The following is a 19951-nucleotide window of genomic DNA, read 5'->3' as shown; positions in this document are numbered from 1 at the left end:
GTATTGAAATTTCGGCCGCCGGCGGGGTTTCCGCCGGCGGCCGTTTTTCTGCGCCCGTTCCGTCATTAACACACCGGGATCACTCAAAAAATGCCGCCGCGGGAGATGAGTTGCTACTTGCAACTGTGTCAATTGCGCACTTTCCCTAGGAAATCCGCATCTTCCGGTATGGCGGGGGGCTAGCCAAGTGCCGCGCGGCGCGGCACACAGTGCGGCAACGATAAAAACAGAATTCGAAAAGAGAGGATTGCCGACCATGCGTAAGCTCGCACTGCTCGTCACCGTTGCCGCGTCCGCGATTGCGCTGCCCGCCGCGGCGCAGACCGCGGCCGGCCCGCAGGACACCGCCGGGACGGAACAGGATCAGGGCTATACCAGCGCGGGCGACGTCGTCGTCACCGCGACGCGCCGCGCAGAGCGCCTGGCCGACGTTCCGGTCGCCGTGTCGGCGGTTTCGACCGAGCAGCTCCAGCTCTCCGGCGCCAACGACATCCGCCAGCTCAACCAGCTCGCGCCGTCGCTGCTCGTCTCGTCGACGGGGTCGGAGGCCAACACCTCGGCCCGTGTACGCGGCATCGGCACCGTCGGCGACAACCCGGGCCTCGAAAGCTCGGTCGCGGTGTTCATCGATGGCGTCTATCGTTCGCGCTCGGGCGTCGGCATGAACGAGCTGGGCGAGGTCGAGCGCGTCGAGGTGCTGCGCGGGCCGCAGGGCACGCTGTCGGGCCGCAACGCGTCGGCGGGCGTCATCAACATCATCTCGAAGCAGCCGAGCTTCTCGGGCTTCAGCGGCATGGCGGAGGCGACCTACGCCAATTACGACGCCTGGCGCTTCCAGGGCGCGCTCAACGCCCCGCTGGGCGAGACGGCGGCGCTGCGCGTCGATGGCGTCTATGCGAAGCGCGACGGCTTCTACTGGGATCCCGCCAACAACACCGACGTCAACGATCGCAACCGCTATTTCGTGCGCGGCCAGCTGCGTTTCGAGCCGTCGAGCGACCTCAGCATCCGCCTGATCGCCGATTATACCAAGCGTGACGAGAAATGCTGCGCCGCGACCTATGTCGGCCGGTCGATCAACCCGTTCATCGGCGATCTCAACGAGCTTTCGACCCTGCCGACCACCGCGGCGCTTCCCAATGCCAACGGCAACAACATCATCAACGTGATCCGCGATCTCGGCCAGCCGCTGGCACGGGTGAATGCCGCCGGTTATGATCGCACGATCTCGACCTCGCCGGGCCGCAGCTTCGCCGGGACGACGAAGGACTGGGGCGTTTCGGGCCAGGTCGACTGGAACCTGGGCGGCGCCACGCTCACCTCGATCACCGCCTATCGCCACTACAAGTCCGATCAGGGTTCGGACACCGATTATTCGGCGGTCGACATCCTCTATCGCGCCGCCAACGGCCTGTCGGGTCGCGAATTCAAGACGCTGAGCCAGGAACTGCGCCTGCAGGGCGAGGCGTTCGGCGGCAAGCTGGACTGGCTGGTCGGCGGCTATTTCGCCGACGAGGATCTCGACGTCGTCGATAATCTGCGCTTCGGCAACCAGTATGGCCGCTTCGCCACCTGCCGCCTCGTCTCGGGCGGCGCGCTCGCGCAATTCTATTCGCCGACCAGCACGGGCTGTCTCTCGCCGACCGGTTCCGCGGTGCTGTCGGGCCTGGTGCCTGGCGTGGCCTCGCCGTTCGGCGCCGCCGGCCCGGCGCTCGTCGCCGCGATCAACCGGCTCGACGGGATCAACGACAAGGGTTCGATCGCCGATCGCTATCACCAGAACAGCCGCAACTATGCGTTCTTCACGCACAACATCTTCCACATCACCGACCGGGTCGATCTGACCCTCGGCGCCCGCTACACCAACGAACGCAAGCGGCTGAACGCCAGCTTCACCAACGACAACGTCGCCTGCGTGCAGAATCAGACCGCGCTGGTGCCGTTCCTGTCCAACGCCGGCCTCGCGCCGGTGGCGGGCGGCATCATCGGCCTGTCGTGCCAGGGCAATTCCACGGCCGAACTGAACGGCGTCAGCATCAATTCCAGCCGCAAGGAAGACGAGATCACCGGCACTGCCGTGCTGTCGTACAAGCCGTCCGATCCGCTGCTGCTCTACGCCAGCTATTCGCGCGGCTACAAGGCGGGCGGCTTCAACCTCGACCGCTCGGCGCTCAAGTCGCCGGTCCTGCCGTTCGCGGCGACCGTGGGCGGCGCGCAGGCGCTGGCCGGCGCGCTCCAGTTCGATCCGGAAAAGGTCAACGCCTTCGAAATCGGCGCAAAGTACGCGCGCGGGCCGGTGACGATCACCGCCGCCGCCTTCCGCCAGGAATTCAAGAACTTCCAGCTCAACACCTTCAACGGCACCGTCTTCCTGGTCGCGACGGTGAACAGCTGCTCGACCGATCTGGCCGGTGCCGACCGCGATCTGAGCGCGGCGACCGGCGCCTGCGCGGCCGATAACGTCAAGTACGGCGTGCGCTCGCAGGGCGTCGAGCTGGAGGCGAACCTCCAGCCGGCGCGCGACGTGAACTTCGCGCTCGGCATCACCTGGTCGGACACCAGCTATCGCAGCAACCTGGTCGGGTCGCAGGCGGGCCTGCCGCTCGATCCGGCGCTGCGCGTGCTGCCGGGCAAACGCCTGTCGAACGCGCCGGAATGGGTGGCGACCAGCTCGTTCGCCTGGACGCCGCGTCTCGGCGGATCGGGCCTGTCGGGTCTGTTCTACATCGACGGCCGCCTGAGCGACGATTACAACACCGGTTCCGATCTGTTCCCACAGAAGGCGCAGGACAGCTTCTTCGTCGCCAACGCCCGCATCGGCATCCGCGGGCCCGGTGAACGCTGGGCGCTCGAATTCTGGGGCCAGAATATCTTCGACAAGGATTACGCCCAGGTCGCGTTCAACTCGCCGTTCCAGGCGGGCACGACGGCGGCGCCGTTCGCCGATCCGCAATATCCCGGCGGCCGCCAGATCTTCTCGCAATATCTGGCCGAACCGCGCACCTATGGCGTGACGGGCCGGGTGAGGTTCTGACACGGGCGGCCTCGCTTAGCGCGAGCTAAGCGAGGACTCGCCACGTCGGGCGGCGGGTTCGGCAACGCCGAACACGTCCGACGGCGTGGCGGAAAGACGAGAGAAACAACAGCCGGGCATCCCAGTAGATGTCCGGCTGTTGTTTCTTTGATCGCTGACTTGCCCGTCGGTTGGAGCGCGAGCCGTTCGTTTCCCGGCGAACCTTGGAACCGCACGCATACGCCCGATCACGGTTAGCCACGGACGCCTTAAACCACCCGATCCACGGTCTCCCAGCCTTGAGAAGTTGGATTTCTTCTGCTTCCACCCGGATGGGGCCGCGGCGAGTATCGACGTCCACTCGCGGCCGGGGCAAAGGTGGCAAAGGTAGCAAAAGTGACAAGCGAGGACGAATTGACCGCGTTTCCGTCACCTTTGCCGGGGGCGGGGTCAGTCGCAGCCACCACCGCCGTCGCCGCAACTCGATGCGCTGTCGCTGCTCCAGCCGCCGCCATCGCCGCCTTCGCCGCCCGCGCCGGCATCGCCCCGTCGTGTGGCCGGACCACGGCTCGCCAGCACCATCGCCAGCACCAGTCCGGCGCCGACGATCAACGCCACCGCCAGGACTGCGATCATGCCGGCGGCTCCCACAATTCGATCGCATTCCCCTCTGGGTCATGGATGCGCGCGAACTGGCCCACCTCGGGCGAATTCCATTCGGGCTTCACCGTCACCGCGATGCCCGCCGCATTGAGCTGTTCGAGCAGCGAATCGAGGTCGCTGACGCGCAGGTTGAGCATGAATGCCTTGTCGGCGGCGAAATAATCGGTGTCGGCCTTGAACGGTGCGAACACCATCGGTCCGCCCTGGACCTTCCACGCCCATTCGTCGGGCGCGCCCTCGCCGGTCGAATCGCATCCCGCGCCGATGCCCAGATGCTCGCGATACCAGGCATTGAGCGCGTCGGGGTCCTTCGCGCGAAAGAACAGGCCACCCATTCCCAGCACCGGCATCGCGTCTCTCCCCGGATCGTCCGGGCGACAGGATAGGGCGGGCGACAAGGCTTGTCGAACCCGCCGAACGGGGGGATAGGCACAGGCTATGAACCAGCCGCCTGTCATCGTCCTCGTCCGCCCGCAGCTTGGCGAGAATATCGGCAAGGCGGCGCGCGCGATGCTCAATTTCGGGCTGACGGAAATGCGGCTGGTGTCGCCGCGTGACGGCTGGCCCAACCCGGCCGCAGGTCCCGCGGCAAGCGGCGCGGATGTCGTGCTGGCCGAGGCCCGCGTGTTCGACAGTGTGGCGGATGCGGTTGCCGATTGCGCGCACGTCTATGCGACGACGGTGCGCAAGCGCGGCGTGACCAAGCCGGTGCTGACGCCGGAGGACGCGGCCGGCGCGATCCACGCCGCTGCCGGCCGTTCCGCTATCCTGTTTGGTCCCGAACGCTCGGGGCTGGAGACCGACGACGTGGCGCTCGCCCGCGCGATCCTGACGGTGCCGATCAATCCCGATTTCGGCAGCCTCAACCTGGCGCAGGCGGTGATCCTGGTCGCCTATGAATGGTCGAAGGGGCAGGGGCTGGCGAGCCCGCCGGCGACCGAGCTCGATCCCCCCGCGCCGCAGGAGGAATGGGAGGGGATGTTCGGCCAGATCGATGCGATGCTCGAACGGTCGGGCTTCTACTATCCGCCCGATCGCGTGCCGACGACGCGCCGCACGCTGCGCGGCATGCTGACCAAGCCCGGCTGGACCACCATGGAACTACGCACCTTCCGCGGCGTGCTGTCGGCGCTGGAGGGCAAGAAAGGGCCGCGCGGTTGAGCGCTGCGTCGTACCACGGCTGTCGTTCGTGACGCGCCATCTTGCAAAATTCGGCGATTTGAGGGACTTTCGGCGCATCCCGTTTCTGTTCGAAGGCACGTCGACATGTCCATCCTGCTGACCGCGCTGCTTGCGATGGCTCCCGCCCAGGCGGCCGATCCCGGCCCGGAGGCGAAGAAGGACCGCATGGTCTGCAAGCGCGAGGACGCGACCGGGTCGCGCATGGGCGCCAAGCGCATCTGCAAGCGCTCTTCGGAATGGGCCGAATATTACAAGAGCATTGATCCCAACGGCCGCGCGCTCGACCCCATGGGCAGCCGGGTCGGGGGGCTCGGTAACTACGAGCAGGCTGCCAATCGATAGCCGCCGTCGCCCTGCTGCGCAGTTGCGGCAACTGGTGGCATCGCAGGTTGTGGTCCTGCCGACGATCAGCATTGCGTGGGGGAATATGCAGTTTTCCTTGTGGAGTGACCGATGATTTCCGTACTTGTTACCGCGCTGCTCGCGGCCGCCCCCGTCCAGGCCGCGCCGCCTGCCGCCGCCGCCGACGCCAAGAAGGACCGCATGGTCTGCAAGCGCGAGGACGCGACCGGATCGCGCATGGGCGCCAAGCGCATCTGCCGTACCGCCTCGGAATGGGCCGAATATTACAAGAGCATCGATCCCAACGGCCGCGCGCTCGACCCGATGGGCAGCCGTGCCCAGGGCACCGGCAAGGTGCAGTCGGGCTATCCGGGCATGTGATCCCGTGGCCGAGGCTTGACCTCGGCCGCCCATGGCCCTAGTGGCCGCGCCTTCGCAATGGCCCCGCATTCCGGTGAAGCGGTGGCCCGGTCGCGCCCATATGGCGCGCGGTCGGCGGATACCGGAACCAACGTCAACCGATTGCCAAAGGACTGAATATGTCGAAGCGCGCCAGCGCCAAGTACAAGCTCGACCGCCGGATGGGCGAGAACATCTGGGGTCGTCCGAAGTCGCCCGTCAACAAGCGCGAATACGGCCCCGGCCAGCACGGCCAGCGCCGCAAGGGCAAGATGTCGGATTTCGGCATCCAGCTGCGCGCCAAGCAGAAGCTCAAGGGCTATTACGGCGACGTCACCGAAAAGCAGTTCCGCGCCTGCTATCATGAGGCCGCCCGGATGAAGGGCGACACCGGCCAGAACCTGATCGGCCTGCTCGAACAGCGCCTGGACATGATCGTCTATCGCGCGAAGTTCGCGCCGACGATCTTCGCTGCGCGCCAGCTCGTCAGCCATGGCCACGTCCGCGTGAACGGCGTGAAGTGCAACGTCGCCTCGCGCCGCGTCTTCCCGGGCCAGGAAATCACGCTGGGTTCGAAGGCGCAGGAAATGGCGCTGGTGATGGAAGCGCAGAGCCTCGCCGAGCGCGACATCCCCGAATATGTCGCCCCGGACGGCGCGGCCAAGGTGACCTTCATCCGCGTACCGACGCTGGACGAAGTGCCTTATCCGGTGAAGATGGAGCCGAACCTCGTCGTGGAATTCTATTCGCGCTAAGCGCGAATGGAATGAGCAGAGGTTCGCGCTCGGCCGGCGGCGCCGATGCGCCGTCCGACGACGCGGCTTCGCCGCGGCGCGATGCCGGGAAAGAAAAAGGGCGGCTCCCTCACGGGAGTCGCCCTTCTTCGTTCACATCCCCATCGCCTTGCGCAGGAAGGCGTCCGACTGGCTCAACATCCGCGTCCGCGCGGCAGCGTCGTCCAGATAATGGTCGAGCGCGTCGAACTCGACATAGTCTACCTGTCCCTTCACGTCGCGGATGCGATCCGCCATCAGCCGTGACTGGGCATGACCGACATTGGTGTCGCGGGTGCCGTGAAACAGCAGCACCGGCGCCTTGATCGTGCCGGCGTTGCGTGCGGGCGATCCGTCACGGAGGTGCGCGCCGCGCCCGATGAACGCATCGACCTGGGGGAAATGGGTATAGCCGCGCGCTTCCTCGCGGGTCATGTCCAGGTCGGTGACGGGGGCGACCGCGACGATCGCCTTGAACAGCGCCGGGTCCAGCGCAGGCGATTGCAGCGCGGCATAGCCGCCATAGGACCAGCCGAAGATCGCCAGCTTCGCCGGATCGGCGCCCTGTTTCACCAGCCACTTGCCGCCGTCGTTCACGTCGCCGACGGCAGTGCGCCATGACTGGAAGCCGTTCTTCTGGAACCACGCGTCGCCATAGCCCGACGATCCGCGAAAATTGGGCTGGAGCACCGCGTAACCACGGTTGGCGAAGAACTGCGACAGCCAGTCGAAGCCCCACTCGTCGCGCGCCTCCGGCCCGCCGTGCGGCATGACGATCGCGGGCAGGCCCTTGGCCGATGTCGCGCCGGGCGGCAGCGTCAGATAACCGGGGATCGTCGTCCCGTCGGCGGCTGGGTAGGTCACCGGCCGGACCGCCGCCAGCGTGACCTTGCCCAGCGGAGGCCGGACCGCGGCGACTTCCTCCAGACGTTTCGCTGCCTTGTCGAACAGATAGTAGCGCCCCGGATCGACGTCGCTGCCGGCGAACACCAGCAGCTTGCTCTCGTCGGTGCTGGCGTCGATCACGCTCAAGGACTTGCCCGTCAGCGCGCGCGACAGGCTGTCGCGCAGCGCCTTGGTCGCGGGATCAAAGAACTCGGCGACGCGGTGATCGGTCGCGTAGCTGACGCCCACCACGCGCTGGTGCCGCCCGACACGGACTAGCCCGTCGACATCGACCTGCGGATGGGCATGGACCAGTTCCTTCTTCAGGCTGCCGTCCAGCGCCACCTTGAACAGCGCCAGCCGCCCGTTCAGCTTGTCGAAGCCATAGACGACGTTCAGGTCGCGATCGACGGCGTAGGGATTGAACCCGTTGCGCGTGGCGACTTCATATTCGCTCAGCCGGTCCCAACCGCGGTTGCCGGGTTTGCGGTACAGGTAGATGATCCGCGATCCGTCATAACCCTGCGCATTGGGCGGCCGCATCCCCATCACGCGTACGGTGCCGTGCCCGTCGCTGATATAGTCCACCGCGTCGTCGCGTGGCGGCTCGACCACCCGGCGGCTCAGCGATTTCGTGTCGACCATCTCGACGCCCAGTCCCTGCCGCGTCTCCGCCATGCGGGTACCGAGCGAGTCCTCGGGAACGAACTGCCGCGTGACCAGCGCGGTGGCGCCGCCCGAATCGCCGCCGCCCCAATCGATCAGCCGGCCGCCGTGCTGCATCAGTCCCATCGCGCGGCTGCTGTCGCGGGCCGACACCACCTTCATGTCGGTGCCGTCGGCGTTGATCGCGATCAGGCGGCCGAACGACAGATGCTGGCCGTTCACGTTTTGGCGGATCGTCACCGAACAGATCAGCCGCGTCGTGCTCGCCCAGTCGCAGCCGTTCAGCTGATCGGGATCGCCCGATGTCCGCGTGAGCGTTTTCGGTGCGCCACCGGCCACCAGATCGCCGATCATAAGCATCGCGCTGCGCCCTTGCCCCGCTACGATCATCGCCACCTTGCTGCCGTCCGGCGACAGGCTGATGCCTTGCAGATTCTCTCGCGCGCCGAACGCGGCGGCGGCATCGGTCGCGCTCATCGGCGCCTGCGTCTGCGCTTGCGCGGTCGATAGGGTAAGGATCGCGGTAGTGCTCGCCAGGCCTTTCAGGAAACGCATCGATCCACCCCTGTATTGTTATGCCGTCCAGCCTAGCCCGCGCGCCGTCGATGGCAACCGGGCTTGTCCGGGCGCGCGTCCGCTGTCACACCCTCCACCATCCCGACCGTTTTTTCCGGAGTGCGCCGATGCGCCGTCTTTCCCTGCTCCTGCCGCTCGCTCTGCTCGCTGCCTGCCAGTCCGGCGGGGGCGGAGATACCGCTGCGGAGGTCGCGCCAGCGATCCCGACGATGCAGCGTCTCGTCCAGCAGCTCTCGTCCGATGAGTTCGAGGGCCGTGCGCCGGGCACCGCGGGCGAGAAGAAGACGCTCGACCTGCTCGTCGCCGAATTCTCGAAGCTGGGGCTTCAGCCCGGCAACAACGGCAGCTGGTTTCAGGACGTGCCGCTGGTCGAGATCACCGCGAAGAACGTCTCGCCGCTGACCTTCACCGGCGGCAAGGCGACCGTCAGCGCGGCCTATGGCCCCGAAATGGTCGTCGGCACCTATCGCAGCGACGGCAAGCGGATCGACATCAAGGATTCGCCCGTCGTCTTCGTCGGCTATGGCATCAATGCGCCGGAAAAGAACTGGAACGACTATGCCGGTGTCGATGTGAAGGGGAAGACCGTCGTCATCCTCGTCAACGATCCCGATTATGAGAACGAGGGGCTGACCGGCCCGTTCAGCGGCCGCGCGATGACCTATTACGGGCGCTGGACCTACAAGTTCGAGGAGGCCGCGCGCCAGGGCGCCGCCGCCGCGATCATCGTCCACGATACCGTACCCGCCGCCTATGGCTGGAACGTCGTCCAGTCGAGCTGGACCGGCCCACAGCAGGTCGCCGACAGCGCCAATGCGAACGCCGATCAGTCGGCGGCGATCGGCTGGATCAGCAATGACAAGGCGAAGGCGCTGATGGCCTCGGCTGGGCAGGATCTTGTTGCGCTCACCGCTGCCGCCAGGAAGTCGGGCTTCCGCGCGGTCGATCTGGGCGTGAGGGCGTCGGTCGCCTTCGACAACCAGATCCGCAAGCACATGTCTAAGAACGTCGTCGCGCTGCTGCCCGGCACCACGCAGAAGGACGAATACGTCCTCTACACCGCGCACTGGGATCACCTCGGCCGCTGCGAGAAGGCGCCGGACGGCGACGATATCTGCAACGGCGCGATCGACAATGCGACCGGCACAGCGGCGCTGGTCGCGCTGGCGGAAGCCAATGTGAAGGCGGGACCGACCACGCGCAGCCAGGTGTTTCTGGCGGTGACGGCGGAGGAATCGGGCCTGCTCGGCGCGCAATATTACGCCGCCAACCCGGTGTTCCCGCTCGCGAAGACGGTGGCGGGCGTCAACATGGACGCGCTGTCGATGGCTGGGCCTGCCAAGAACGTCGTGGTGATCGGCAAGGGCAAGTCCGATCTCGACACCTATCTCGAACGCGCACTGGCCGTGGACAACCGCGTCGCCACGATCGAGCCGACGCCGGAAAAGGGCTTCTACTACCGCTCCGATCACTTCGCCTTCGCGCGCAAGGGCGTGCCTATGCTCTATTTCGAGGGCGGCGACGATCTGATCTCCGGCGGTCGCGCGGCGGGCGAGGCGGCGGCCAAGGATTATGAGGCGAATCGCTATCACGGCCCCAAGGACGAATATGATCCCAACTGGAACTGGGACGGTGTCGCCGCCGACCTGAAGCTCTACTACCGCGTCGGCCGCTCGCTCGCGACCACCACAGAATGGCCCAACTGGGTGACCGGCGACGAATTCCGCGCGATCCGCGACAAGAGCAGGGAGGGGGCTGCGCGCAAATGACAAGTGGTGCTGCCCGTCCTACATCTGCGGCATGACACAGGCTCCTCCTCCCGAATGGGCGCCGCATGACGCGGTGTGGATCGGCTTTCCGTCGCATGGCGAGTTGTGGCTCGACGATCTCGATCCCGCGCGTGAGGAAGTGGTGGCGTTCGCGCGTGCCGTCCATGCCGACGGGCGGGGCGAGCGGGTGCTGCTGGTCGCCGCTGACGGCGAGGCGGCGGAGGCGGCGCGCGCGATGGCGCCGTTCGCCGAGGTGGTCGTCCAGCCGTTCGGCGACATCTGGCTGCGCGATACCGCCGCGATCCTGACCGGGGACGGCAGCGCGCGCGATTTCCGCTTCAACGGCTGGGGCGGGAAGTACGACCTGCCGGGTGACGAGGATATCGGCGAGCGACTGGCCGGCGATCGCGGCATCGCGGTCAGATGGTGCGACTGGGTGCTGGAAGGCGGGGCGATCGACGGCGACGGCACCGGCCTTGTCGTCACCACCGAGCAATGCCTGCTCAATCCCAACCGCAACGGACGGATGCCGCAGGGGGAGATCGAGGCGAAGCTGGCGTCCGATCTCGGCTACGGCCGTGTCCTGTGGCTCGGCGACGGCCTGCTCAACGACCACACCGACGGCCATGTCGACAATCTCGCGCGGTTCGTCGGCCCCAACCGGCTGGCGATCCCGGAGCCGGAGGAGAACGACCCCAACTGGCGCGTCTATCAGGACGCCGCCACCCGCGCCGAGGCGTTCGGGATCGAGCTGGTGCGCCTGCCGTCGCCCGGCCGGGTGCTCAACGCCGATGAGGAGATCGTGCCGGCCAGCTACATGAACTTCTACATCGGTAACGCCACGGTGGTGGTGCCCGTCTACGGCCAGGCCAACGACGACGCGGCGGTGGCGGCGATCGGCGCGCTGTTTCCCGGCCGCACCGCGATCGGCTTGCGCGCCGACGCGATCCTGACCGGTGGCGGCAGCTTCCACTGCATCAGCCAGCAAATTCCGAAGCGTTAGGTTACGGTTCGACCACGGCGCCGCCCGGCATCGGCGGGGGCGCAGGGCCGATCGGCGCTGCGCAGGCTGCTCCCGATGCGCCCGGCCGCTTCCGCGGCGGCTGGCGCAGGATGGCGGGCAGATCGGTGCGGCGCAACCGCCTTACCAATTCGATCAGCTTTTCGGGTGCCATCAACAGCCTCCTGCGCGTGTATTAACACGGCAAGGCGCATGGGTCGATTGACGCCGGCGATTGGCGCGTCGCGCAACATCCCCTACATGCCGCGACATGACCGAAATCACCGTCGCCGCGCTCCAACTCGCCTTCTCCGCCGACATCGACGCGAACATCGCCAACGTTTCGCGACTGGTGCGTGAGGCGCACGCGCGGGGCGCGCAGGTGATCCTGCCGCCCGAACTGTTCGAGGGGGAATATTTCTGCCGTGTCGAGGACGAAGGGCTGTTCGCCAACGCGAAGCCCACCGCCGAGCACAAGGCGGTGCTGGCGATGCAGGCGCTCGCCGACGAATTGAAGGTCCATATCCCGACCAGCTTCTTCGAGGCGGACGGACCGCACCATTACAACAGCCTGGCGATGATTGACCCCGACGGCCGCATCCAGGGCGTCTATCGCAAGAGCCATATTCCGGACGGCCCCGGCTATGAGGAGAAATTCTATTTCCGCCCGGGCAACACCGGCTTCAAGGTGTGGGACGGGCCGGCGGCGAAGCTGGGCGTCGGCATCTGCTGGGACCAATGGTATCCCGAAACCGCGCGCGCGCTGATGCTGATGGGGGCGGAGGTGCTGTTCTATCCCACCGCGATCGGCAGCGAGCCGCACGACACCTCGCTCGACACCGCACGGCTGTGGCGCCGCGCGATGGTGGGCCATGCGGTCAGCAACGTCGTGCCCGTGATCGCCGCCAACCGCGTCGGCGTGGAACATGGTCAGACCTTCTACGGCACCAGCTTCATCACCGACGAGCGCGGCGATATTCTGGCTGAACTCGATCGTGAGGAGGAAGGCGTCATCACCGCCACGCTCGACCTCGATCGGGTGAAGCGCCACCGCGCCGCCTTCGGCTTCTTCCGCGATCGCCGGCCCGACCTCTATGAGCGGCTGGTGCAGGATATCTGAGTGTGATCGCCATTGTTCCCAGCCTGATTGCCGCGGTTACGGTCGTGCTGGGGGCCTTGGTTACGTTCATACTCAACCGACGCATGCAACTTGATGCGGCTTGGCGAAGCGAAAAGCTTGAATATTATAAAGAACTCATCGACGCAGTGGCGCAGAACGTCGAGGGCATGGCATCAAGTGATACGCAGCGCGAGTTTGCGCGAGCATCCAATAATCTCCTGCTGATTGCCCCAGATGAGGTTCTCTCGGCGCATCATGCGTATCGTGAGCATATTTCGCATTCGAATGTTGGGCGGGATTATTCGAAGGATAGTCAGCTACTTGCCGCCCTGGTTGACGCCATCCGGTCAGATTTGAGAATGCCTGGCCACACAAAATTTGGTCCGGAACAAGCGCGACTCTGGACAAGCAACAAGCGGCCTTAAATTGCGTCGTTTTGCAGCGCGACCGCCCGCGCGAATACAGCGTCGAACATCGCCGGCGTCAGCCGCCCGGTGTTCTGGTTGTAGCGCGAGCAGTGGTAGCTATCGATCAGGATGCGCCCATCGGGCATCCGGTGTTCGGCCAGGTGCGCGAACCGGCACTTCGGCAGCTTGCCGCCCAGCGCCTTGACCGCCGACTGGTGTGCGATCTGCCCCAGCGCGACGAACACACGCGCGTTGGGCAGCGCGGCGGCCTGCACCTCCAGATAATCGCGGCAGGTGCGCACTTCCTCCGGCGTCGGCTTGTTTTCGGGGGGCAGGCATTTGACGGCGTTGATGATGATCGCGCCGGTCAGCCGCAGCCCGTCGTCGGCGCGCGCGTCATAGCTTCCTTCGGCCAGGCCATGCGCCGCCAGCGTGTCGAACAGCAGAGGCCCGGCGCCGTCGCCGGTGAACGGGCGGCCGGTGCGGTGCGCGCCATGCTTGCCCGGCGCCAGGCCGATGATGCCCAGCCAGGCATCGGGATCGCCGAAGGCCGGGACGGGCGCGTTCCACCAGTCGGGATGCTCGATGCGGATCATATCGCGCAGCGCGGCGAGGCGCGGGCAGCGCGGGCAATCGAGCGGCGCTTCGGTGGCGGGCAGGGGGGAAAGCATCGGCGCCTCCTATCCCGTCCGACATCCGGTGTCGAAGGTCGCCCATGCTCTCCACTCCCGTCCAGGGCGGGGAGCGGGTAGGTAGAAAGCGATGCCCGCCAACTTCTACGCCATCGCCATCGGATCGAACCGGCCCGGACGCCACGGCTCGCCGGCGGCGGAGGTCCGTGCGGCGCTCGATCTGCTCGGCGGCACCGCGTCGCGGATTGTCGACAGCACGCCGCTCGGCCCCTCGCGCCGCCGTTACGCCAACGCTGCCGTCCTGCTCACCAGCGATCTCGATCCGCCCGCGATGCTCGCGCGGCTGAAGGCGATCGAGCGCGATTTCGGCCGCCGCCGCGTCCGCCGGTGGGGCGCGCGCGTGCTCGATCTCGATATCATCCTTTGGTCTGGCGGGGCGTGGGTGTCGCGCGGGCTGGCGATCCCCCATCCGGCCTTCCGCGATCGGGATTTCGTCCTCGCCCCGCTGGCGGCAATCGCCCCCGGCTGGCGAGACCCGATCACGCATCTGACCGTCCGCCAGCTTCGCGCGCGGTTGACCGCCCGCCCGCCTGCCCCTAGTCGCGCTGCTTCCCGATGGTGAGAGCTCGTAGCTCAGTTGGTAGAGCAACGGACTTTTAATCTGTAGGTCCCGGGTTCGAGCCCCGGCGAGCTCACCATCGGATCCGCTGGGGCTTTCGCATGACCGCAGACCCGTCCGCCGACATCGCCGTCGCCGAAACCGCCGCTCCCGGTGTCCGCCGCCCGCCGCGCCTGTTGTGGGCGGGCGGGGTCGCCGCGCTGGCGGTGGCGGTCGTGCTGGTGATCGGCTGGCTGATGGGCGACGGCTTCGCGTTCGATCGCCCGCTGATCCTCGCGCTGCGTGAACGCAGTTCAGCCGGGCCGCTGCACAACGCGATGGTCGATATTACCGCGCTCGGCGGCACGACGGTGCTGACTTTGGTCACGACCGCCGCGATCCTGCTGCTGGCGACGCGCCGCCTGTGGCTGACCGCGGCGCTGGTGGCGGCGGCGACGGCGAGCGGCGCGCTGCTGGTGACGCAGATCAAGTTGTTGTTCGCCCGCGCCCGGCCGGACATCGTCGATCATCTGGTTGAGGTGTCGGGCAAGAGCTTTCCCAGCGGCCATGCCGCCAACAGCGCGATCGTCTATCTGACCATCGCCGCGCTCGCCAGCCAGGTCGTCCACGGCCGTTGGACGCGCGATGCGATCCTGGCAGGCGCCGCGTTGCTGGTGCTGGCGATCGGGTTCAGCCGCGTCTACCTGGGTGTCCACTGGCCCAGCGACGTGCTGACCGGCTGGACGTTCGGCGCGCTGTGGGCCGGCGCGTGGTGGCTGGCCGGCGCGAGGATCAGAGGCCGCGCTCGCTGAGGCTGCGTTCCCACGCCAGCGCATCGCGGACGATCCCATCGAGGTCGGCATGCCCTGGCCGCCACGGCAGCGCCTTCAGGATCGCCGCATTGTCCGCGATCAGTGCGTCGGGATCGCCCGCGCGTCGCCTCTCAAATCGGCGATCGATCGTCAGGTTAGTCACGCGATCCACCGCGTCGAGCACCTCGAGCACCGAGAAACCCTTGCCATAGCCGGCGTTCAGGAAATGGCTCTCGCCCGGCTGCGCGACCAGCAGTTCGAGCGCATGGACGTGGGCGGCCGCCAGATCGGTGACGTGGATATAGTCGCGCACCCCCGTCCCGTCGGGCGTCGCGAAATCGGTGCCGAACACGCCGACATGGCTCCTTTTGCCCAGCGCCGCCTCGACCGCTACCTTGATGAGGTGCGTTGCCCCCGCGGTCGATTGGCCCGACCGCCCTTCGGGATCGGCGCCCGCGACGTTGAAATAGCGCAGGCCCGCGAAGTTCATCGGATGCGCCGCCGCCACGTCGCGCAGCATCGCCTCGGTCATCAGCTTCGACATGCCGTATGGGTTGATCGGCACCTGCCGGTCGCCTTCCGCCACCGGCACCGTGTCGGGGATGCCATAGGTCGCCGCGGTCGAGGAGAAGATGAAGTGCTTTACCCCGCCCGCCACGGCCGTCTCGATCAGGCTGCGCGAGGCGGCGGTGTTGTTCCTGTAATATTTGAGCGGGTTGCTGACCGATTCGGGCACCACGACGGAGCCTGCGAAATGCAGGATCGCCTGCACCTTGTGCGCGGAGATCACGCCGGAGACTTCGGCATCCTCGACCGCCATCGGCACGAATTCCGCGCGGCGATCGACCGCCCACTCGAACCCGGTGACCAGGTTGTCGATCACGACCACGCGGTATCCCGCGTCGAGCAGCGCCAGCACCGCATGGCTGCCGATATAGCCCGCGCCGCCCGTCACCATCACGCTGCCGTCGATCATCATTCGTTCTTCCATTGTGCGGTCCCGGCTCAACCCTATCTATCAGCGGTTAGCAAGGAGTAGCGTAGCAATGGAGACGGCCACCTTTGCCGGCGGGTGCTTCTGGTGCACCGAGGCGGTGTTCAAGGACGTGATCGGCGTCGACACTGTCGAGAGCGGCTATATCGGCGGCCACGTCGCCAATCCCACCTACAAACAGGTGTGCGGTGGCAACACCGGCCATGCCGAGGCGATCCGCGTGGCCTATGATCCGGCCCAGGTCAGCTACGACGACCTCGCCGACATCTTCTTCGCGACGCACGATCCGACCCAGCTCAACCGCCAGGGCAATGACGTCGGCACGCAATATCGCTCGGCCATCTTTCCGCATGACGATGCGCAGAAGGCGGCGGCGGAAGCGGCGATAGCGCGCAACGCGGCCAACTGGCCCGCGCCGATCGTGACGACGATCGAGCCGCCGGCGGAATGGTATCCGGCGGAGGATTACCATCAGGCCTATTGGGACGATGAGGGCCAGCGCAACCCCTATTGCCTCGCGGTCATCCCGCCCAAACTCCAGAAGCTGCGCAAGTCGTTCGCCGCCCGGTCGAAGGCGGCGACGGCGGTCGCCTGACGACCGCCGCGCCGTACGTGGATCAGAGCGGCGCGCCCTCGATCGCGGGCCGCTCCTTCGCTTCCGGGGCGATCGTGCGATAGACGATCGCGCCGATCACCGCGCCGGCGATCGGCGCTACCCAGAACAGCCACAGCTGCTGCAGCGCCCAGCCCCCGACGATCAGCGCCGGGCCGGTGCTGCGCGCCGGATTGACGGAGGTGTTTGTCACCGGAATGCTGATGAGATGGATCAGCGTGAGCGCCAACCCGATCGCGATCGGCGCGAAGCCGGCGGGCGCGCGCTTGTCGGTCGAGCCCAGGATCACGATCACGAAAACCGCCGTCAGCACCACCTCGATCGTCAGCCCCGACAGCAGCGCATAGCCGCCCGGCGAATGCTCGCCATATCCGTTCGCCGCCAGGCCGTTCGCGGCGAGCGAATAGTCGGCCTTGCCGGTCGCGACGACGTAGAGCAGGCCGGCGGCCAGCGCGGCGCCGATGACCTGCGCGGCGATGTAGAGCGGAATGTCCTTCGCGGAGAAGCGCCCCCCGGCCCAGAGGCCGATCGTGACCGCCGGGTTCAGATGACAGCCGGAGACGTGGCCGACCGTATACGCCATGGTGAGCACGGTCAGCCCGAACGCCAGCGACACACCGGCCAGGCCGATCCCGACCTCGGGGAAGGCGGCGGCCAGAACGGCGCTGCCGCATCCCCCGAACACCAGCCAGAATGTGCCGAGCAGTTCGGCGAGGCCACGTTGCGTGTTGCTCATCGAGTCTCTCCCATCAGTTCCGGGAGCATGCTAGCGGTTGTAACGGATGCGTAAAGACACGTGTCAGCGATAAGCTGCGCGGCGCAAGCGGTCGTTGATCGCCGCGCCGATACCGTCGTCGGGGATCGGCGCCACCGCGATGGCCGCCCGGTCGCTCGCGTCGGCGCGGTGGAGCGCGTCGAACAGGCGCGCCGCGGCCTCGGTCAGATCGCCGATGGCGGACAGCGTGTCGTCCCCCGCGACGGCACCGAAGCCGATCAGCCATTCGCCCTCGCGGTGCTCGCCTGCGTCCAGCCGTAGCGGCTTTGTCGGCGCATAGTGCGACGCGAGCTGCCCCGGCGCCGTCACGTGCCCCGGCGAAGGCCGGGGCCCAGTCGCGAGACGGGTGTGAAGCACGTCACGACCCTCGCCGGGGAACAGGTCGGCGAAGGAGATCGGTCCCGGCCGCAGCACCTCGGCAGTCCGACCATCCACGATCGTCGATTCCAGCCCCGCGCTGGTCGGCCCGTCGTCGATCACCAGCGCGATCCGCCCGTCGAGCGTCGCCAGCACATGCCTGGCGCGCGTCGGGCTGATCCGGTTGCTGGCGTTGGCCGATGGCGCCGCCAGTGGCCTGCCGCACGCGCGCAGCAGGGCCTGCATCGCGCGATGGGCGGGCACCCGCACCGCGACGGTATCCAGCCCCGCCGTCACCAGCCGCGCCACCGCCCCCGGCCGCATCGGCAACACCAGCGTCAGCGGTCCGGGCCAGAACCGCGCCGCCAGCGCGCGCGCCGCATCGTCGAACACCGCGATCGCCTCCGCCGCCGCCAGATCGGGCACATGGACGATCAGGGGGTTGAAGCTCGGCCGCCCCTTGGCCGCATAGATGCCTGCCACCGCATCCGAATCGGTCGCGTCGGCGGCCAGGCCGTAGACCGTCTCGGTCGGCACAGCGACGCACCCGCCGGCAGCGATCACCGCGGCGGCGTCGGCGATCGCGGCCTCGCCGTAGGGTAAGGTTCGGGTAGCAATTGCGCTCACACCGTGCCGGCTATAGGCGAGCGTCGCGTTGTACAAGCGAGAGGATGCCATGACCTTCACCGCCCCCACCGCCGAACAGAAGTTCGTGCTGGAGCATGTCGCCGTGATCGGCGATCTGGGCGTCGATGGCGACATCCTCGACGCCGTGCTCGCAGGGGCGGGGGATTTCGCTGTCGGCGAATGGGCGCCGCTCGCCCGTGCCGGCGACACCGACGGGCCGAAATGGACCGAAGCCGGCGTCAAGATGCCCGCTGGCTATCCCGAAGCCTATCGCGCCTATGTCGAGGGCGGCTGGGGCACGATCGGATCGCCGGAGGCGTTCGGCGGGCAGGGCATGCCCTTCGTCCTGTCGGCGGCGGTGCTGGAAACGCTGGGCGCCGCCAACATGGGCTTCGCCCTTGCCCCCACGCTGACGGTCGGCGCGATCGAAGCGCTGCTCCACCACGGCTCGCCAGAGCAGCAGGCGGCCTATCTGCCCAGGCTGTCGTCGGGTGAATGGACCGGCACGATGAACCTGACGGAGCCACAGGCGGGCAGCGACGTCGGCGCGCTGCGCAGCCGCGCCACCCCGCGCGGCGACGGCACGTTCAGCATCCAGGGGACGAAGATCTTCATATCGTTCGGCGATCACGACATGGCGGACAATATCGTCCACCTCGTGCTCGCCCGCACCCCCGATGCGCCCGCCGGCACCAAGGGGCTGTCGCTGTTCCTCGTGCCAAAATACCGCCTCGACGCCGACGGCAATCCGGCCGAGTTCAACGACGTCCGCGTCGTCTCCATCGAACACAAGATGGGCCTGCACGCCTCGCCCACCTGCGTGCTGTCCTTCGGCGACAATGGCGACTGTATCGGCGAACTGATCGGCGGCGAGATGGGCGGCATTCGCGCGATGTTCACGATGATGAACAACGCGCGCCTCAACGTCGGGTTGCAGGGCGTGCAGGTGGCGGAGGCCGCGACCCAGCGCGCGATCCGCTACGCCCGGGAGCGCATCCAGTCGCCGCGTGCGTCGGCGCCAGGCGCCGGGCCGGTCGCGATCGTCGAGCATCCCGACGTCCGCCGCATGCTGTTGCGCATGAAGGCGCAGACGATGGCCGCGCGCGCTCTGGTCTATCTCGCTTGCGGCCAGGTCGACCGCGCCAACGCCGGCGATGCGGAAGCGAAAGGGCGGCTCGACCTGCTGACTCCGCTCGCCAAGGCGCACGGCACCGACATCGGCTGCGAGGTCGCCAGCATCGGCGTGCAGGTCCATGGCGGCATGGGCTATATCGAGGAAACCGGCGCCGCTCAGCATTACCGCGACGCGCGCATCACCCCGATCTACGAAGGCACCAACGGTATCCAGGCCGCCGATCTGGTCGGGCGCAAGCTGGGGCTGGACAATGCCGGCGTCTTCCAGCGTCTGCTCGCGGAGATGCGGGACGATGCGCAGGACACCGGCCTGCGCGACCTGATCGCCGTCTGCGACGATGTGGCGCGTCACCTGCTCGCCGCTGGTCCCGACGATCGCCTCGCCGCCAGCTATCCCTTCCTGACGATGCTCTCGGTCGCGGTGTGTGGCTGGCTGATGGAGAAGCAGGGCCGCCTCGCGGCGCGCGGCGACACACCGTTCCTCAAGGGGAAGGCCGCCGCCTGCCGCTTCTACGTCGAACAGGTCGTGCCCGAAGCGATGGGCCTGAAGGCGGCCGCGACCGCCTTGGCCGACGCCCTTTACGCGATCGACGCGGAAACCCTGTCGGCCTGAG

The 19951-nt window shown here is 67.3% G+C and carries 21 protein-coding genes and 1 tRNA gene; 14 read left to right on the top strand and 8 right to left on the bottom strand.

Annotated features, from left to right (window positions below):
* The first annotated feature begins 256 nt into the window (after window positions 1-256).
* A complete protein-coding gene (locus tag VYI76_RS16100) occupies window positions 257-3034 on the top strand; it encodes a TonB-dependent receptor (RefSeq protein ID WP_326525827.1) in 2778 nt (925 codons plus the stop codon).
* 429 nt (window positions 3035-3463) lie between these two features.
* Here VYI76_RS16100 and VYI76_RS16095 read toward each other — a convergent pair whose 3' ends face one another.
* Entirely contained in the window at window positions 3464-3649 is a 186-nt protein-coding gene (locus tag VYI76_RS16095; protein ID WP_326525826.1) for a hypothetical protein, read from the bottom strand.
* Entirely contained in the window at window positions 3646-4026 is a 381-nt protein-coding gene (locus VYI76_RS16090; RefSeq protein WP_326525825.1) for a VOC family protein, read from the bottom strand. Before VYI76_RS16090 ends, VYI76_RS16095 begins: the two co-directional genes overlap by 4 nt.
* Before the next feature lie 88 nt (window positions 4027-4114).
* On the opposite strand from VYI76_RS16090, the gene VYI76_RS16085 reads away from it, so the two are divergent.
* The 4 genes from VYI76_RS16085 (at window position 4115) to rpsD (ending at window position 6354) form a co-directional block, all read left to right on the top strand.
* A complete protein-coding gene (locus VYI76_RS16085) occupies window positions 4115-4837 on the top strand; it encodes an RNA methyltransferase (RefSeq protein ID WP_326525824.1) in 723 nt (240 codons plus the stop codon).
* Window positions 4838-4942: 105 nt separating this feature from the next.
* Entirely contained in the window at window positions 4943-5200 is a 258-nt protein-coding gene (locus VYI76_RS16080) for a hypothetical protein (RefSeq protein ID WP_326525823.1), read from the top strand.
* A gap of 111 nt (window positions 5201-5311) precedes the next feature.
* Window positions 5312-5581, top strand: a complete 270-nt coding sequence (locus VYI76_RS16075) for a hypothetical protein (protein WP_326525822.1) — start codon at window positions 5312-5314, stop codon at window positions 5579-5581.
* 158 nt (window positions 5582-5739) lie between these two features.
* On the top strand, window positions 5740-6354 hold the full coding sequence (gene rpsD, locus VYI76_RS16070) for a 30S ribosomal protein S4 (protein ID WP_326525821.1): 615 nt from the start codon (window positions 5740-5742) through the stop codon (window positions 6352-6354).
* Between the two features lie 132 nt (window positions 6355-6486).
* Here the strand turns inward: rpsD and VYI76_RS16065 are convergent, their stop codons facing one another.
* Window positions 6487-8478, bottom strand: coding sequence for an alpha/beta hydrolase family protein (locus tag VYI76_RS16065; RefSeq protein ID WP_326525820.1), 1992 nt, complete (start codon window positions 8476-8478; stop codon window positions 6487-6489).
* 128 nt (window positions 8479-8606) lie between these two features.
* Between VYI76_RS16065 and VYI76_RS16060 the strand changes: the two genes are divergently transcribed.
* Window positions 8607-10268 (top strand): M28 family metallopeptidase, encoded by a 1662-nt coding sequence (locus VYI76_RS16060; RefSeq protein WP_326525819.1) that lies wholly within the window; start codon window positions 8607-8609, stop codon window positions 10266-10268.
* 31 nt (window positions 10269-10299) lie between these two features.
* Window positions 10300-11271: an agmatine deiminase family protein gene (locus VYI76_RS16055; protein WP_326525818.1), complete on the top strand. Its 972-nt coding sequence runs from the start codon at window positions 10300-10302 to the stop codon at window positions 11269-11271.
* A 1-nt stretch (window position 11272) separates the two neighbouring features.
* On the opposite strand, the gene VYI76_RS16050 is transcribed toward VYI76_RS16055, so the two are convergent.
* Window positions 11273-11443 (bottom strand): hypothetical protein, encoded by a 171-nt coding sequence (locus VYI76_RS16050; protein WP_326525817.1) that lies wholly within the window; start codon window positions 11441-11443, stop codon window positions 11273-11275.
* Between the two features lie 96 nt (window positions 11444-11539).
* Between VYI76_RS16050 and aguB the strand changes: the two genes are divergently transcribed.
* A complete protein-coding gene (aguB, locus tag VYI76_RS16045) occupies window positions 11540-12388 on the top strand; it encodes an N-carbamoylputrescine amidase (protein WP_326525816.1) in 849 nt (282 codons plus the stop codon).
* A gap of 2 nt (window positions 12389-12390) precedes the next feature.
* On the top strand, window positions 12391-12813 hold the full coding sequence (locus VYI76_RS16040; RefSeq protein ID WP_326525815.1) for a hypothetical protein: 423 nt from the start codon (window positions 12391-12393) through the stop codon (window positions 12811-12813).
* On the opposite strand, the gene VYI76_RS16035 is transcribed toward VYI76_RS16040, so the two are convergent.
* Window positions 12810-13466 (bottom strand): uracil-DNA glycosylase, encoded by a 657-nt coding sequence (locus VYI76_RS16035; RefSeq protein ID WP_326525814.1) that lies wholly within the window; start codon window positions 13464-13466, stop codon window positions 12810-12812. The genes VYI76_RS16040 and VYI76_RS16035 overlap by 4 nt on opposite strands.
* A gap of 91 nt (window positions 13467-13557) precedes the next feature.
* Here VYI76_RS16035 and folK point away from each other — a divergent pair, with 91 nt between their 5' ends.
* The 3 genes from folK to VYI76_RS16020 all read left to right on the top strand — a co-directional run bounded on the left by folK (window position 13558) and on the right by VYI76_RS16020 (window position 14837).
* Window positions 13558-14049 carry a 2-amino-4-hydroxy-6-hydroxymethyldihydropteridine diphosphokinase gene (gene folK / locus VYI76_RS16030; protein ID WP_326525813.1) on the top strand — a complete coding sequence of 164 codons (492 nt, stop codon included), beginning with the start codon at window positions 13558-13560 and terminating at the stop codon, window positions 14047-14049.
* A tRNA-Lys gene (locus VYI76_RS16025) sits at window positions 14050-14125 on the top strand.
* 22 nt (window positions 14126-14147) lie between these two features.
* The gene (locus tag VYI76_RS16020) at window positions 14148-14837 is read left to right on the top strand and encodes a phosphatase PAP2 family protein (protein WP_326525812.1); all 690 of its coding nucleotides are present in this window, start codon (window positions 14148-14150) and stop codon (window positions 14835-14837) included.
* On the opposite strand, the gene galE is transcribed toward VYI76_RS16020, so the two are convergent.
* Complete coding sequence (gene galE / locus VYI76_RS16015; protein WP_326525919.1) at window positions 14818-15813, bottom strand: UDP-glucose 4-epimerase GalE; 996 nt, start codon at window positions 15811-15813, stop codon at window positions 14818-14820. The genes VYI76_RS16020 and galE overlap by 20 nt on opposite strands.
* A gap of 70 nt (window positions 15814-15883) precedes the next feature.
* On the opposite strand from galE, the gene msrA reads away from it, so the two are divergent.
* Window positions 15884-16426, top strand: a complete 543-nt coding sequence (msrA, locus tag VYI76_RS16010) for a peptide-methionine (S)-S-oxide reductase MsrA (RefSeq protein ID WP_326525811.1) — start codon at window positions 15884-15886, stop codon at window positions 16424-16426.
* A 22-nt stretch (window positions 16427-16448) separates the two neighbouring features.
* On the opposite strand, the gene aqpZ is transcribed toward msrA, so the two are convergent.
* Both aqpZ and VYI76_RS16000 read right to left on the bottom strand, forming a co-directional pair.
* Entirely contained in the window at window positions 16449-17180 is a 732-nt protein-coding gene (aqpZ, locus tag VYI76_RS16005) for an aquaporin Z (protein WP_326525810.1), read from the bottom strand.
* A 63-nt stretch (window positions 17181-17243) separates the two neighbouring features.
* Window positions 17244-18203: an L-threonylcarbamoyladenylate synthase gene (locus VYI76_RS16000; RefSeq protein WP_443018982.1), complete on the bottom strand. Its 960-nt coding sequence runs from the start codon at window positions 18201-18203 to the stop codon at window positions 17244-17246.
* Between the two features lie 49 nt (window positions 18204-18252).
* Here VYI76_RS16000 and VYI76_RS15995 point away from each other — a divergent pair, with 49 nt between their 5' ends.
* Complete coding sequence (locus VYI76_RS15995; protein WP_326525809.1) at window positions 18253-19950, top strand: acyl-CoA dehydrogenase; 1698 nt, start codon at window positions 18253-18255, stop codon at window positions 19948-19950.
* Window position 19951: the final 1 nt, after the last annotated feature.

Source organism: Sphingomonas sp., from assembly GCF_035910975.1.
Taxonomy (GTDB): Bacteria; Pseudomonadota; Alphaproteobacteria; order Sphingomonadales; family Sphingomonadaceae; genus Sphingomonas.
Note: the sequence above shows the minus strand (reverse complement) of the source record. Positions and strands in the feature narration are given on the sequence as shown.